General features: G+C 42.1%; 11 protein-coding genes and 1 pseudogene. 5 read left to right on the top strand and 7 right to left on the bottom strand.

The features are described from left to right. The 4 genes from pyrG to dpp5 all read left to right on the top strand — a co-directional run. On the top strand, window positions 1–1,494 hold a 1,494-nt coding region (gene pyrG, locus BHV72_RS10935), incomplete at its 5' end, for a CTP synthase (RefSeq protein WP_286855928.1). A 25-nt stretch (window positions 1,495–1,519) separates the two neighbouring features. Further along, the gene (yidC, locus tag BHV72_RS10930; protein ID WP_005676259.1) at window positions 1,520–3,373 is read left to right on the top strand and encodes a membrane protein insertase YidC; all 1,854 of its coding nucleotides are present in this window, start codon (window positions 1,520–1,522) and stop codon (window positions 3,371–3,373) included. Between the two features lie 81 nt (window positions 3,374–3,454). Then, the gene (bexA, locus tag BHV72_RS10925) at window positions 3,455–4,786 is read left to right on the top strand and encodes a multidrug efflux MATE transporter BexA (RefSeq protein WP_055173503.1); all 1,332 of its coding nucleotides are present in this window, start codon (window positions 3,455–3,457) and stop codon (window positions 4,784–4,786) included. A 48-nt stretch (window positions 4,787–4,834) separates the two neighbouring features. Further along, the gene (gene dpp5 / locus BHV72_RS10920; RefSeq protein WP_005680762.1) at window positions 4,835–6,937 is read left to right on the top strand and encodes a dipeptidyl-peptidase Dpp5; all 2,103 of its coding nucleotides are present in this window, start codon (window positions 4,835–4,837) and stop codon (window positions 6,935–6,937) included. A gap of 110 nt (window positions 6,938–7,047) precedes the next feature. Here dpp5 and BHV72_RS10915 read toward each other — a convergent pair whose 3' ends face one another. The 4 genes from BHV72_RS10915 to BHV72_RS10900 form a co-directional block, all read right to left on the bottom strand. Further along, window positions 7,048–7,554: a flavin reductase family protein gene (locus tag BHV72_RS10915; protein WP_005680760.1), complete on the bottom strand. Its 507-nt coding sequence runs from the start codon at window positions 7,552–7,554 to the stop codon at window positions 7,048–7,050. Between the two features lie 18 nt (window positions 7,555–7,572). Next, window positions 7,573–8,568 carry an MBL fold metallo-hydrolase gene (locus tag BHV72_RS10910; RefSeq protein ID WP_286855924.1) on the bottom strand — a complete coding sequence of 332 codons (996 nt, stop codon included), beginning with the start codon at window positions 8,566–8,568 and terminating at the stop codon, window positions 7,573–7,575. A gap of 154 nt (window positions 8,569–8,722) precedes the next feature. Further along, a complete protein-coding gene (locus BHV72_RS10905; protein ID WP_286855922.1) occupies window positions 8,723–9,820 on the bottom strand; it encodes a PspC domain-containing protein in 1,098 nt (365 codons plus the stop codon). A 22-nt stretch (window positions 9,821–9,842) separates the two neighbouring features. Continuing rightward, window positions 9,843–10,169 (bottom strand): PadR family transcriptional regulator, encoded by a 327-nt coding sequence (locus BHV72_RS10900; protein WP_005680758.1) that lies wholly within the window; start codon window positions 10,167–10,169, stop codon window positions 9,843–9,845. Window positions 10,170–10,331: 162 nt separating this feature from the next. On the opposite strand from BHV72_RS10900, the pseudogene BHV72_RS10895 reads away from it, so the two are divergent. Then, a pseudogene (locus BHV72_RS10895) lies at window positions 10,332–10,724 on the top strand (GNAT family N-acetyltransferase); the annotation flags it as partial. A gap of 138 nt (window positions 10,725–10,862) precedes the next feature. Here BHV72_RS10895 and BHV72_RS10890 read toward each other — a convergent pair. From BHV72_RS10890 to uvrA, 3 genes are all read right to left on the bottom strand, one after another. Beyond that, a complete protein-coding gene (locus BHV72_RS10890; protein ID WP_005676268.1) occupies window positions 10,863–12,527 on the bottom strand; it encodes a peptide MFS transporter in 1,665 nt (554 codons plus the stop codon). Between the two features lie 106 nt (window positions 12,528–12,633). Beyond that, on the bottom strand, window positions 12,634–13,113 hold the full coding sequence (gene ybaK, locus BHV72_RS10885; RefSeq protein WP_005676269.1) for a Cys-tRNA(Pro) deacylase: 480 nt from the start codon (window positions 13,111–13,113) through the stop codon (window positions 12,634–12,636). A gap of 23 nt (window positions 13,114–13,136) precedes the next feature. Continuing rightward, window positions 13,137–15,962 carry an excinuclease ABC subunit UvrA gene (gene uvrA, locus BHV72_RS10880; protein ID WP_286855918.1) on the bottom strand — a complete coding sequence of 942 codons (2,826 nt, stop codon included), beginning with the start codon at window positions 15,960–15,962 and terminating at the stop codon, window positions 13,137–13,139. Window positions 15,963–16,104 lie beyond the last annotated feature (142 nt).

Below are 16,104 nucleotides of genomic sequence, written 5' to 3'. Positions count from 1 at the left end.
CAGAAGTTTGACCCGTATATCAACATCGACCCGGGAACATTGAATCCTTATGAGCACGGAGAGTGCTATGTAACCGTAGACGGACACGAAGCCGACCTCGACCTGGGACACTACGAAAGATTCCTAGGCATACAAACGACAAAGGCGAACAACATTACTACGGGACGCATCTACAAGAGCGTCATTGATAAAGAACGTCGTGGTGATTATTTGGGTAAAACCATTCAGGTGATTCCTCATATCACAGATGAGATCAAACGGAACGTAAAGTTGCTCGGCAACAAATACAAGTTCGATTTTGTAATTACTGAAATCGGCGGTACGGTAGGCGACATCGAGTCACTCCCCTACCTCGAAAGCATCCGTCAGTTGAAATGGGAACTAGGCAAGAACGCTCTTTGCGTACACCTGACTTATGTTCCTTATCTTGCCGCTGCCGGAGAACTGAAAACTAAACCGACACAACACTCGGTTAAAGAACTTCAGAGCGTAGGTATCCAACCGGATATACTGGTATTGCGTGCCGAACATCCATTGAGTGACGGACTGCGTAAGAAAGTAGCACAATTCTGTAATGTAGACGACAAAGCCGTAGTGCAGTCTATTGACGCGGAAACTATCTATGAAGTTCCTATCCTGATGCAGGCACAGGGACTGGACAGCACCATTCTTGAAAAAATGGGATTGCCGGTAGGTGAAACTCCGGGACTCGGTCCATGGCGTAAATTCCTTGAACGCCGGCATGCTGCAGAAACAAAAGAACCGATCAATATCGCTTTGGTTGGAAAATACGACTTGCAGGATGCTTACAAGTCAATCCGTGAGGCTTTGTCACAGGCTGGTACTTACAACGACCGTAAAGTAGAAGTACATTTCGTTAACAGTGAAAAACTGACTGACGAAAATGTAGGCGAAGCACTGAAAGGTATGGCGGGGGTGATGATCGGTCCGGGATTCGGTCAACGTGGTATCGACGGCAAGTTTGTTGCTATCAAATATACGCGTACACATGATATTCCGACTTTCGGTATTTGTCTGGGCATGCAATGTATCGCTATCGAGTTTGCCCGTAACGTACTGGGATTTGCTGATGCCAACTCACGTGAAATGGATGAAAAGACTCCGCATAACGTGATTGACATCATGGAAGAACAGAAGGCAATTACCAACATGGGCGGTACGATGCGTCTGGGTGCTTACGAATGTGTATTGCAGAAAGGTTCGAAAGTTTTTGAAGCTTATGGACAAGAACATATTCAGGAGCGCCACCGTCACCGTTACGAGTTCAACAACGACTACAAAGCACAATACGAAGCCGCCGGCATGAAATGCACTGGTATCAATCCGGAATCGGATCTAGTGGAAATCGTAGAGATTCCGGCTTTGAAGTGGTATGTCGGTACTCAGTTTCATCCGGAATACAGCAGTACGGTATTGAACCCTCATCCGTTGTTCGTGGCGTTTGTGAAAGCTGCTATCGAAAACGAAAAGTAATTTATAATTTGTAATTAAAATAAGAATGGATAAAAATACCATTACAGGTCTCGTTTTAATAGGTATATTATTGGTAGGATTCAGTTTTCTGAGCCGTCCGAGCGAGGAGCAGATTGCTGCACAGAAGAAATACTACGATTCCATTGCCTTGGTACAACAGCAAGAGGAAGCGCTGAAAGCGAAAACGGAAGCCGCATTGGCCAACAACAAGAAAGAAGCTGCAACAACAGCCGATTCTTCCGCCTTGTTCTTCAACGCCATGCACGGAACTGATTCTAAAATCAGCATCCAGAACAATGTAGCGGAAATCACTTTTGCAACAAAAGGCGGACGTGTATATTCAGCTACACTGAAAGAGTACATGGCACAGGATAAAAAGACACCGATTGTACTGTTCGACGGTGATGATGCTTCGATGAACTTCAACTTCTATAACAAGGAAGGGGCGATCCAGACAAAGGATTACTTCTTTGAAGCAGTGAACAAGACGGACAGCAGCGTGACTATGCGTCTGGCTGCGGATAGCGCAAGCTACATCGATTTCATCTATACACTGAAACCGGACAGCTACCTGATGAACTTTGAAATCAAAGCGACAGGTATGGCAGACAAATTGGCCAGCACTAACTATGTAGATATTGACTGGTCCCAACGTGCCCGCCAACTGGAAAAAGGTTTCACTTATGAGAACCGTCTGTCTGAGTTGACTTATAAAGTAACGGGAGATGATGTAGATAACTTGTCGGCTGCCAAAGATGATAGTCAGGAGCTGCAAGGACACATCGACTGGGTAGCTTTTAAGAATCAGTTCTTCTCTTCTGTATTCATCGCCGAACAGGACTTCGATAAGGTTTCCGTAAAATCAAGAATGGAACAGCAAGGCAGCGGATATATCAAAGATTATTCCGCTGAAATGAATACCTTCTTTGATCCTAGCGGAAAAGAACCGACAGAGATGCACTTCTATTTCGGTCCAAACCACTTTAAGACCCTGAAAGCGTTGGATAAAGGCCGTACTGAGAAATGGGAGCTTCACAGACTGGTATATCTGGGCTGGCCATTGATTCGCTGGATTAATCAGTTTATCACAATCAACGTATTCGACTGGTTATCCGGTTGGGGCTTGAGCATGGGTATCGTACTGTTGATTCTGACTATCATGGTAAAAGTCGTGGTTTACCCCGCTACCTGGAAAACGTATATGTCATCTGCGAAGATGCGTGTACTGAAACCGAAAATCGACGAAATCAACAAGAAGTATCCGAAGCAGGAAGATGCAATGAAGAAGCAACAGGAAGTCATGGGACTTTACAGTCAGTATGGTGTGAGTCCAATGGGCGGCTGTCTGCCGATGTTATTACAGTTCCCGATTTTAATGGCCTTGTTTATGTTTGTACCAAGCGCTATTGAATTGCGTCAACAAAGTTTCTTGTGGGCGGATGACCTTTCTACTTATGATGCATTCATCACGTTCCCATTCCATATTCCGTTCCTAGGTAACCACCTCAGCTTGTTCTGCTTGCTGATGACAGTAACAAACATCTTGAATACGAAGTATACAATGTCGATGCAGGACACAGGAGCACAACCACAAATGGCGGCGATGAAGTGGATGATGTATCTGATGCCGATTATGTTCTTGTTTGTCTTGAACGATTATCCGTCAGGCTTGAACTATTACTACTTCGTATCGACATTGATTAGTGTGGGAACTATGATTCTTCTTCGTAAAACGACCAATGAAACGAAATTGTTGGCTATTCTGGAAGCGAATAAGAAGGATCCGAAACAAATGAAAAAGACCGGATTTGCTGCCCGCTTGGAGGCGATGCAAAAGCAACAGGAACAGTTGCAGCAGCAAAGACAGAATAAGAAATAAGGAGAATTTCCTGAATATATTCTGAGAAAGCCGGACACCTATTTTTGGTTGCCCGGCTTTCTTTCTCTAATAATTAATCGTATGAAAACTAAATATACTTATAAACAAATCTGGACTATCGCCTACCCTATTCTGATTAGCCTGATTATGGAGCAGCTCATCGGCATGACGGATACTGCTTTTCTGGGACGTGTCGGCGAGATTGAACTGGGGGCATCTGCCATTGCCGGTGTATACTACCTCGCTATCTTTATGATGGCATTCGGTTTCAGTATCGGAGCACAGATTTTGATTGCACGCCGTAACGGTGAAGGTAATTACAAAGAAATCGGTCCGATCTTCTATCAAGGTGTCTATTTCTTATTGGTAGTGGCAGCTATACTATTTACACTGTCTGTTGTATTTTCACCACATATCCTGAAGAATATCATTTCATCCCCACATATCTATAATGCAGCCGAAAGTTACATCCATTGGAGGGTTTATGGCTTCTTTTTCTCGTTTGTCGGTGTGATGTTCCGCGCATTCTTTGTAGGAACGACACAGACCAAGACGTTGACACTAAACTCGATCGTAATGGTGTTATCGAATGTGGTATTCAATTATATCCTGATCTTCGGTAAATTCGGGTTCCCGCAACTGGGTATTGCAGGGGCTGCTATCGGTTCGTCTTTATCGGAACTGGTATCGGTGATTTTCTTTATCATCTATACTTGGAAACGGATTGACTGCAAGAAGTATGCTTTGAATATCCTGCCTAAATTCCGGAGTCAGACGCTGAAACGGATTCTGAATATTTCAGTCTGGACTATGATTCAGAACTTCGTCTCTCTGTCTACTTGGTTTATGTTCTTCCTTTTTGTGGAACATCTTGGAGAACGGTCGCTGGCTATCGCCAATATAATCCGCAATGTATCGGGGATTCCGTTTATGATTGCAATGGCTTTTGCCGCTACCTGCGGTTCGCTGGTCAGCAACCTTATCGGTGCAGGCGAACAGGATTGTGTACGGGGAACTATCAGGCAGCATATCCGCATCGGGTATGTATTTGTAATTCCAATATTGATCTTTTTCTGTCTATTCCCAGATCTGGTTCTGAGTATTTACACGGATATGCCTGATTTGCGGGAAGCGTCTATTCCTTCTCTTTGGGTGTTATGCTCGGCCTATCTGGTTCTAGTACCTGCCAACGTCTATTTTCAGTCGGTATCCGGTACGGGAAACACGCGCACGGCTTTAGCTATGGAACTGTGTGTACTGGCAATCTATGTTACTTATGCAACCTACTTTATACTATATATGCGAATGGATATCGCATTTGCCTGGACTACGGAAAGTGTATACGGCATTTTCATTCTAATATTCTGTTACAGGTATATGAAGAAAGGAAACTGGCAGAAAAAGAAGATTTGAATCCTTTTTTCATTATCTTCGCAAGAAAATAAACATTTTATAAAATATATGAGACAAGCTAATTTATTTATGATGTCGGCAGCAATGTTGTTAGCTGCCTGCGGAGGCACAAAAGACGCAGGCAAAACAGACCAAGTGCTTATCGAGAAATCGAACATTAAGATTGAAGGGAAACGTATGACTCCCGAGGCACTCTGGGCTATGGGACGTATCGGCGGATTCGCAGTATCGCCTGACGGAAAGAAAATTGCGTATACGGTGGCCTATTACAGCGTACCGGAGAACAAGAGTAACCGCGAAGTTTTCGTGATGAACGCAGACGGTAGCGATAACCAACAGATCACACGCACACCTTATCAGGAAAATGAAGTGACATGGATAAAAGGAGGTACTAAGCTCGCCTTTCTGAGTAACGACAATGGAAGCAGCCAGCTCTACGAAATGAATCCGGACGGCAGCGAACGCAAGCAACTGACCAACTACGACGGTGACATCGAAGGATATTCTATCTCACCGGACGGCAAGAAACTGCTATTTATCTCACAGGTAAAAACTAAAGAGAGTACGGCTGACAAGTATCCGGACCTCCCGAAAGCCACAGGTATCATCGTCACTGACCTGATGTACAAGCATTGGGATGAATGGGTAACGACTGCTCCACATCCTTTTATTGCAGATTTTGACGGCAACGGCATTTCAAATGTTGTAGATATTCTTGAAGGCGAACCTTACGAAAGCCCGATGAAGCCTTGGGGCGGCATAGAGCAACTGGCTTGGAATACAACTTCGGATAAGGTGGCTTATACCTGCCGAAAAAAAACAGGGTTGGAGTATGCCATTTCAACCAACTCGGATATTTATGTGTATAACCTGAATACCAAAGAGACGAAAAATATCACCGAAGAAAATAAAGGATATGATACAAATCCGCAATATTCACCGGACGGCAAGTATATTGCCTGGCAGAGCATGGAGCGTGACGGCTACGAGGCTGACTTAAACCGCTTGTTCATCATGAATCTGGAGACGGGTGAAAAGCGTTTTATCAGCAAAGCTTTTGAATCGAATGTAGACGCATTTGTATGGGGAGCTGACGCCAAGACTATTTACTTCACAGGAGTATGGCACGGAGAATCACAGATTTATGCACTTAATCTGGCGAATGATTCTGTTAAAGCCATTACTTCCGGAATGTATGATTATGAAGGGGTCGCTTTATTCGGGGATAAACTGATTGCAAAACGTCATTCGATGAGCATGGGTGATGAAATTTATGCAGTAGCATTAGACGGTTTGGCAACTCAACTGACACAAGAGAACAAGTTGATCTACGACCAATTGGAAATGGGTAAGGTGGAAGGTCGCTGGATGAAGACTACTGACGGCAAGCAAATGTTGACATGGGTAATCTATCCCCCGCAATTTGACCCGAACAAGAAGTATCCGACATTGTTGTTCTGCGAAGGAGGTCCCCAGAGTCCGGTAAGCCAGTTCTGGTCTTATCGCTGGAATTTCCAGATTATGGCAGCTAATGATTATATCATTGTTGCTCCCAACCGTCGTGGATTGCCGGGATTCGGTGTGGAATGGAATGAACAAATCAGTGGTGATTACGGTGGTCAGTGTATGAAGGATTATTTCACGGCTATTGATGAGATAGCGAAAGAATCGTATGTCGACAAAGATCGCCTGGGATGTGTAGGTGCCAGCTTCGGAGGATTCTCCGTTTATTGGTTAGCAGGACATCACGACAAACGCTTCAAGGCATTCATCGCTCACGACGGTATCTTCAACATGGAAATGCAATATCTGGAAACAGAAGAAAAATGGTTTGCTAACTGGGATATGGGCGGTGCATACTGGGAGAGACAAAACCCGGTGGCGCAACGCACCTTCGCCAACTCCCCTCACCTCTTTGTAGAGAAATGGGATACTCCAATCCTTTGTATCCATGGAGAAAAAGATTATCGTATCCTAGCCAATCAGGCAATGGCTGCTTTCGATGCTGCCATAATGCGTGGCGTTCCGGCAGAACTGCTAATTTATCCGGATGAGAATCACTGGGTACTGAAACCGCAAAATGGCGTTTTGTGGCAACGTACTTTCTTCGAGTGGCTGGATAAATGGGTAAAGAAGGCTCCTTCAGAGTAAGACCTCGAGTAAATAAGATAAACTCCGAAAGGTGAAAAATCAACGAAGGCTCTATTCTCAATCATTGAGTTCAGAGCCTTCTACATTACATCCGTCAAAATTCGCTAAATTTACTCCGAATATATATTTTTAATCTCTACGATATACATTTTATGAAATCCTCCATGAGCACCACCATACCATTTCTCCAATGATTCTTTGTCCAAAAAGCATTCGGGTTTGATACCGTCCGCATAAAGTTTCTTACATTCCAGACTTAAACGGGCTTGTTCAAACACCACATTACCTCCTTCCGTAAAAACAGGCTTCAGGCCGGTTTCTTTGACTTTATCTGTATTACGACCTGACTTTGAACCGCATACTGCATGAATTTTCTTATTTTCTTCTCCTAAAAAAGAAAGTGTCAAGTAATCACTTTTTTCAATGAACTCATAAGTATATCTTTCGGGACGGACAAAGACAAAGGCTACAGGCTTATTCCACAGCCACCCAATGCCACCCCAACTTGCTGTCATAGTGTTGAACTTCTCCTTTGTTCCGGCTGTAATCAGCATCCATTCTTTTCCGATAGCTTCGAAAAAGTTGTCTTTTAAGTCTTTTACTTCTAATTTCTTCATCTCTTTATACATTTATAATTACTTCTTCTTGCTTAGTTTTACTATTTCTCCCAAATAAGGTATTTCTACCGGGATCTTTCTTTTCTTTGCTTCTGCCGCAAACACTTTAGGAGGATCGTGCAGAGGCTCATCCGACAGATCAAAAGTTCCATAATGCATAGGGATAGTAAGTCCTGCATGCATTTCTTCTGAGGCAGTCAGGGATTCGTAAGGGGAAATATGGTTGGGACGCATAAACCAACGGGGTTTGTATGCACCGATACCTAGCAAAGCATAATCAGGAGCACCGAACAAATCGGGAATCTCACGAAAATGGCTGGAATACCCTGTATCACCACTATAATAAAGTGAGATATTGTCACCCTGCAACATAAAGGCTCCCCATAACCGACCGCCGTCACGCACAGAACGTTTGCTCCAATGCTGTGCAGGAAGGAAGGTTATCTTTAATCCTTCGTCTTCTATCTGTTGATACCAACCTGCTTCAACAATTTTCATTTCCGAGAACCAACTTTGAATCAATTCACCTGTTCCCAAGCCGCAAAACAGTTTCATCTGCGGATTATTTTTCAGCAAATGGGCGATACTTCGTTTATCCAGATGATCGAAATGATCATGACTGACAAGGAGATAATCAATCTCTGTAAAAATGTCGGGATTCGCAGGAAACTCACTTTGCCGTTTTACAAAGGGAATATTTCCGAATACGGGATCGAACATGACTCTTTTACCTGCCAATTGGAGGAAGAAAGAGTTATGCCCCAGCCATATCAACGAATCTCCCACTACGGCATCCAGCGAACGAAGATAGCAGACCTTCGGATCCCACTTCACAGCCTTCTTTTCTTTACGCTGAGGGTTAGGCGACAAACGCCATTTCAATACACTGCCCATACCCGGACGGAAGCGGTGTTGTCTGTTAAAAAAGCGCCCGCGCACCATCGGATTGCCTCGCCAATAAGGATTGACAGTAGCTAAACGTTCATTTCTCCTGAAACATATATGTTCACCCATTTTTATACTTATCGAATACGTCTTTACAAACTTAATAAAAAATCCCGATTTACCATAGATAAGAACAAACAAAAAATGTACCCTGGACACACTATCAGGGTACATTTAGTTATAAAAGAATAAATATTATCCTTTTTTAATAGAATAAACTTGGTTAAAAGTGGTGCAAACCATATAAAGGCAGTTGCCAGCCTAGTGCTGAAAGATTAATAATCATAATAACCGCACCCAATATCCACAGAATCAGTAACGACCACTTCAGTCCTGTCCCCATTGGTGCCCAATGGAACAACTGACGTAGAATCGTATATAAAAAAGCTCCCAAAGGAATACCAATCAAAGCAACCCCGGCAATCGTACCAAGTAACGTCATCATAGGAGTGACGGAAGCGATAGGTGTCCAGTCAATAGCAGGGAGTAATTCGTACAACAAGGCTCCCCCACTCACCGCTACGGCGATTGCTGCAAATACCAAAGCAACCAATACTATAGCAAGTACAAACAGCACCGGACAACAGATTATGACAAGAGCAACCAAGAATATCTTGAAGAAAACGGCAGCAATAGCCACAAACACGTCTCCTATCTTTTGCAAAAAGGTACGTGGTTTACCGGAATTCACATAATTATTTACCCCGTCCGCTACCCGTTCAAAACCGTCCGTCACCGTCTTGCCAATATTCTCAATCGTCACCGCTTCGCCACGCATACTTAATTTCTCGGCTGCTGTATGAGCTTCCGGTATCACAATCCACCCGACTATATAAAGTATAATCATCGGGCAATAAGGAACCAACACCAGTACAATCATCAGAATACGCACCAGTGTTATATCCCAACCGAGATATGCGGCCAATCCTGCTGCTACGCCCCCCAACAACTTACTGTCCGGGTCACGAAACAAACGGCGTGGACCGGCAGTTCGTGTATATGTCTGACTGGCAGAAGATGATTGCTCTGTTCGTTTATTGGACTCGGCATCATCTTCGGTAATTCCAAAATCTTCCGGTTTACCTACACGGGCTATAACTTCTTCCACATCCTGAACTGTAATGACTTGTTTTCCCGCAGCTACTTTTTCAGCAAATAATTCGGCAATACGCATCTCAATATCATTTATAATCTCCTCCGCACTCTCTTGTTTACGAAAGTAATGCTTCAGATTAGACAGATAATTGTCTAACAGACGGTAGGCATCATCATCTATATGATAGACAGTTCCACCTAAATTTACGGTCAATGTCTTTTTCATTTCTATTATTTCTTTATTCTAATTATCTATTGGCTATGTGATTTACTGTTTCGGTCAACTCTTTCCAGGAAAGTTCGAGTTCTCCCAAAAAAGTTTCTCCCTTCTCCGTAAGTTTGTAGTACTTGCGAGGTGGCCCTTGCGTGGATTCCACCCACTCATAACTTAACAGGTCATCATTTTTTAAACGCGTCAGCAATGGATACAAGGTACCTTCCACCACAATCAGTTGAGCTTCTTTTAACTTCTGAATAATATCCGAAGCGTAAGCAGGCTCCTTATGCAGCAAAAGCATGATGCAGTATTCAAGCATGCCTTTTCTCATCTGGGATTTTACATTGTCTACTTTCATTGTTCCTTTTCTTTTGAATGGCACAAATATATGTATTACTTTAGTACCTTGCATTGCAAAGTACTATAAATTAATAATAATTAAACTATCAAAGAGAATTCACCTTATTACAAAAAGAAATAATAGCTATATTTGTATCCCATTAAACTACAAAAAACAGGTATGTTGACAATTCAAAAAGTAACGGTTGCCGATTGTGAGCTTATTAATAAAATGGCAGGCGAAGTATTCCCTGCAACTTACAAGGAAATCCTATCTCCCGAACAATTGGATTATATGATGGACTGGATGTATGCTCCCGAGAATATACGCAAACAGATGGAAGAAGAAGGTCATGTCTATTTCATAGCCTACAAAGAGGGAAAACCCTGTGGCTACGTTTCTGTACAGCAACAGGAAAAAGATATTTTCCACCTCCAAAAGATTTATGTCCTCCCTCATTTTCAAGGTAGTCATTGTGGCAGCTTTTTATTTAAAGAAGCCATTAAATATATTAAAGAAATCCACCCGGAGCCTTGCCTTATGGAACTAAATGTGAATCGGAATAATAAGGCCTAAAGATACAAAATCTTTAGGTAATAACAAAGCCCCAGCTTGTGAAAGTCGGGGCTTTGTGCTTAAAAAAAAGAAGGTGCGCATTTTGACACACCTCCAGATTTTTTATAAGTATACTATGTTATCTACATATAATACTTATGCTACTTTTTCTAATTTCTTCATAATAGAGAAAATAAACAGAGCAGATAACAGACAGCAAACAATCAATACACTCCATACCATCCACAACTGCATACCACCCCACAGATAACCAATAATAGCAACCAGATAATTACCAATAGCAGTAGCCACAAACCAGCCGCCCATCATCATACCTTTATACTTGGGAGGAGCTACTTTCGAAACAAAAGAGATACCCATTGGAGAAAGCAGCAATTCAGCAAAAGTCAAGACCAGATAAGTGGAGATCAGCCAGTTGGGAGAAACCAAAACATCCGGATTAATGCCTGCCGCTTCTACTTCTTTCGGAGTAGGAAGTCCCAAAGACCCAATGGCCAGAATCAAGAAACCACATGCTGCAATCACCATACCAATACCGATTTTACGTGGTGCGGAAGGCTCTTTTTTTCTTCTGGCCAAATAGCCAAAGACAGCCAAAGATACCGGAGTCAAAGCCACAACGAAGAACGGATTAAATTGCTGGAAGATTTGAGGAAGGATTTCCACTGTCGGATCCATGGAAGAATAACTCCATATTAATATGCCAAGGGAAGCCAATACAGCGACACCGGCAATCGCTTTACCACGTCCTGTTTTAGACTGGAATAAAGAGAACGCACCATAAACTACAATAATCAGAAGAACCAGATTCCATACATCAAATCCGATACGATCAAGCCCTGTTACAGATTGAGTAGTATAATCACGCGCAAAGAATGTCATTGTCAAACCATTCTGGTGGAATGCCATCCAAAAGAAAATTACTACGGCAAATACCAGTAACAAAGCTACAATACGTTCTTTAGTCTGTGCCGGAGTCAGTTCCGGTTCATTATAGTTATTCACTGCTTTAGCTTGCTTAGAATTATAGTCTGCATGCTTGAACATTGAACGACAACAAACATAAATTGCCATTGAAAGAATCAAAGAAATACAAGCCACAGCAAAACCATAATTATAGGCTTCAGACAATTTCTCTATATAAGTGGAACAGAAAGCGGACATATCACCGGTAAAACCTTGCGCAGCCTGCAAGCTACTAAGAGTAGCATTTCCTTCCGGAGTAATAGTACCATTAAGGAATTGATGCGCCAACGAAGGAATCTGAGCATTATAGGTGAACCCTGCGCCACCTAATATGTAGTTAGTCACCTTGGTAGCAGCAGTCGGAGCAAACAAAGCACCCACGTTAATAGCCATATAAAACAAGCTGAAAGCTGTATCACGCTTTGAACTATACTCTGGTGAATCATAAAGGTTACCCACCATTACTTGCAAGTTTCCTTTAAACAATCCTGTTCCGCAAGCAATCAAAAACAATGAACCAAACATCATCATTTTACCAGTAAGATTTGCCGCAGTAGGAATCGCCAAAAGGAGATAACCGACAAACATAACAACAATACCTGTCGTTACCATTTTACCATAACCACATTTATCAGCTAAAATACCGCCTACAAGTGGCATAAAATAAACTGCTGCTAAAAATGAGCCAAAAATAGTAGATGTTTCTGCTGCTGTGTAACCAAATTTTGCTTGTAAGAAAAGTGTAAAAATAGCAAGCATCGTGTAGTAGCCAAAACGTTCGCCCGTGTTAGCCAAAGCTAAAGCGTATAACCCTTTCGGTTGTCCTTCAAACATATAAAAAGAATATTAGATTAATAAAATTGATATTTCCTGCAAATATATACTTTTTTTGATTTATTCAAAGAATATGTAGCCATATTTACTTCAGAATAAATTGAAATTACTCTGCAAACAGGACACAAATTTCCGCTTTCGCTTCATGTATCAGATCTTCCGGAGCTATTTTTATCTGAAGTCCACGCACACCGGCACTTATATAAATATACGGAAAATGCCGGCATGTTTCATGAATATAAGTAGGGAAATGCTTTTTCATACCAATAGGCGAACACCCTCCCCGAATATATCCGGTTAACGGCAAAAGCTCTTTCATAGGGATCAAATCACACTTCTTATTACCGGAGGCTTTAGCTGCCAGTTTTAAATCGACTTCATGCTCTCCAGGAATAACGCAGACAAAATATCCGCTTTTATCACCATGCAATACGAGAGTCTTAAATACCTGTTCTATATTCTCACCCAAACTAGCTGCTACGTGTACAGCACTTAAATCCTTTTCATCTACTTCATAAGGAATAAGCTCATAAGTTATTTTGGCTTTATCCAATAGTCGGGCTGCATTTGTTTTATTGATTTTCATTTTCGGTATGTTTTTAGCATAGATTAAAGCCCCAGTTCTTCGCGAAGAAACTTTGGCGTATATCCTTTAGTACTCTTCACTACCTCTTCCGGCGTTCCGTAACTTAAGAGTTCTCCCCCACCCTTACCACCTTCAGGGCCCATATCAATAAGGTAATCCGCCATTTTTATCACATCCAGATTATGTTCGATAACAATAACTGTGTTTCCTTTATCGACAAGTTTGTTCAGTACACCCATTAGCACCCGGATATCTTCGAAATGAAGTCCCGTAGTCGGTTCATCAAGAATATAAAGAGTTTTTCCCGTATCACGTTTTGAAAGTTCCGTTGCCAGTTTCACACGCTGGCTCTCTCCGCCGGAAAGAGTGGTAGATGATTGCCCCAGCTTAATGTAGCCTAGTCCGACATCCTGCAATACTTTAATCTTGTTCAAAATTTGCGGAACATTCTCAAAAAATTCAACGGCACGGTTAATCGTCATATCAAGCACATCGGCTATGGACTTTCCCTTGAAACGGACTTCCAATGTTTCCCGGTTATATCGCTTGCCATGACAAACTTCACAAGGTACATATACATCAGGCAGGAAGTTCATTTCAATCGTCTTATAGCCGTTTCCTGTACATGCTTCACAACGTCCGCCCGAAACATTAAAGGAGAAACGTCCCGGTTTGTATCCGCGAATCTTAGCTTCCGGAAGACCGACAAACAAGTTACGGATATCCGAAAATACCCCCGTATAGGTGGCCGGGTTGGAGCGTGGGGTACGCCCCAACGGGGATTGGTCTACATTGACTACTTTATCTATATTCTCCAATCCTTCAATAGAATCATATTCCAAAGGATCTTGTAATGAACGGTAGAATTTTTGTGAAAGAATAGGTTGTAATGTTTCATTAATCAAGGTTGATTTTCCACTCCCTGATACACCTGTGACGCAAATCAGTTTACTTAATGGAAATTCAACATCAACATTTTTCAGATTATTACCTTTCGCACCTCTCAACCAGATAGATTTTCCATTCCCTTTCCGACGTTTAGCAGGGATTTCTATCTTCATTTTTCCATTCAAATATTGTGAAGTCATTGTATTCGTCTTCAACATTTCCGTTGGAGTTCCGGCAAAAACGACTTCTCCACCGAGACGTCCGGCTTTTGGCCCCATGTCAATCACATAATCGGCAGCCAGCATCATATCTTTATCATGTTCCACTACAATTACGGAGTTTCCCATGTCACGAAGTTCTTTCAACGAATTAATAAGACGCAGGTTATCACGCTGATGCAAACCAATACTCGGTTCATCCAAGATATATAGTACATTCACCAACTGCGAGCCAATCTGTGTAGCCAAACGGATACGTTGACTTTCACCACCGGAAAGACTCACCGAACTACGGTTCAAAGCAAGATAATCCAATCCGACATCTAACAAGAATTTCAGACGCGTACGAATTTCTTTCAAAATTTCTACAGAAATCTTCTTCTGTTTATCGGAAAGATATACATCAACTTTCATTAACCAATCATATAATTCGCTGATGTCCATATTCGCCAATTCGTTGATATTTTTATCATGAATACGGAAGTGCAAGGCTTCTTTATTCAGGCGAGCACCTTTACATTCGGGACAAACAGTTGTTTTTGCAAATTGTTCTGCCCATTTCTGTGCCGTAGCCGAAGCGTCTTTCTCTTGTAACATCTGAATATACTTCACCACCCCTTCGTAAGTGACAAAATAATCAGAAGAAGTACCGATCAGCGAGCTCTTGATTTTTATACGATCATCGGAACCATACAACACTTCTTCAATTGCATCATCCGGCAATTCCTTTACTGGGGTCTTCAGTGTTGCATCGTATTTTTCCAACAAAGCACCGATTTGCCAGAAGATCATAGCATTTTTATATTTTCCCAAAGGTGCTATGGCTCCTTCATAAATGGATTGTTCACAGTCGGGAATCACTTTATCCACATCAATCTGATTGACTACTCCCAGCCCTTTACACTTTGGACACGCTCCCTGAGGAGAGTTAAATGAAAAATTGTGCGGTGCCGGTTCACGATAAGACAATCCGGTGACAGGACACATCAGTCGCTTACTATAATGACGGATACTTTCCGTCTGTGCATCCAGAATCATCAACAAGCCGTCTCCCTGACGCATAGCCGTCGCTACACTCTGTTTCAGTCTTCTATCATCTTTTTCGGTAACGACCAACTTATCTATTACTACCTCTATATCGTGATTCTTGTAACGGTCGAGTTTCATACCATGAGTAATTTCACGCACTTCACCGTCTACCCGAACATAGAGATATCCTTTTTTACGTATTTGCTCAAAAAGCTCCCTATAATGTCCTTTACGTGTACGAATCAAGGGAGCCAACAAATAGATTTTCTTTCCTTTATAATCTTTCAGAATCAGACCGAGAATCTGCTCCTCGGTATATTTCACCATTTCTTCACCGGACAGATACGAATAAGCCACTCCCGCACGAGCATAAAGCAGACGGAGATAATCGTATATCTCAGTAGTAGTTCCTACCGTAGAACGCGGATTTTTATTCGTCGTTTTCTGTTCAATAGAGATCACCGGGCTCAAACCGGTTATTTTATCAACATCCGGACGCTCCAGATTACCCAAAAAGTTACGGGCATACGCTGAAAAGGTTTCAATATAGCGACGCTGTCCTTCTGCAAATATCGTATCAAACGCCAAAGAAGATTTTCCACTACCACTCAATCCGGTAATCACAGTCAAGCTATTACGGGGAATCTCGGCATCAATATCCTTCAAATTATGTACGCGCGCACCATACACATTAATATATTCTGTTTCCTGCATATTCATATCCTTCCATAAATGTTGCAAAATTAATGTTTCCGCCCGAAATATGCTCCTAAAAAAGCACAATATTATTTTCTTAACTCAAATCTTATGAAGATATAGGGCATTATTTGTACCTTTGTTCCTTGATTTCAAGAAC

Source organism: Bacteroides sp. 43_46, from assembly GCF_001915455.1.
In the GTDB taxonomy this organism is placed as follows: Bacteria; Bacteroidota; Bacteroidia; order Bacteroidales; family Bacteroidaceae; genus Bacteroides; species Bacteroides caccae.
This window is presented reverse-complemented; position numbering and strand designations above follow the sequence as displayed.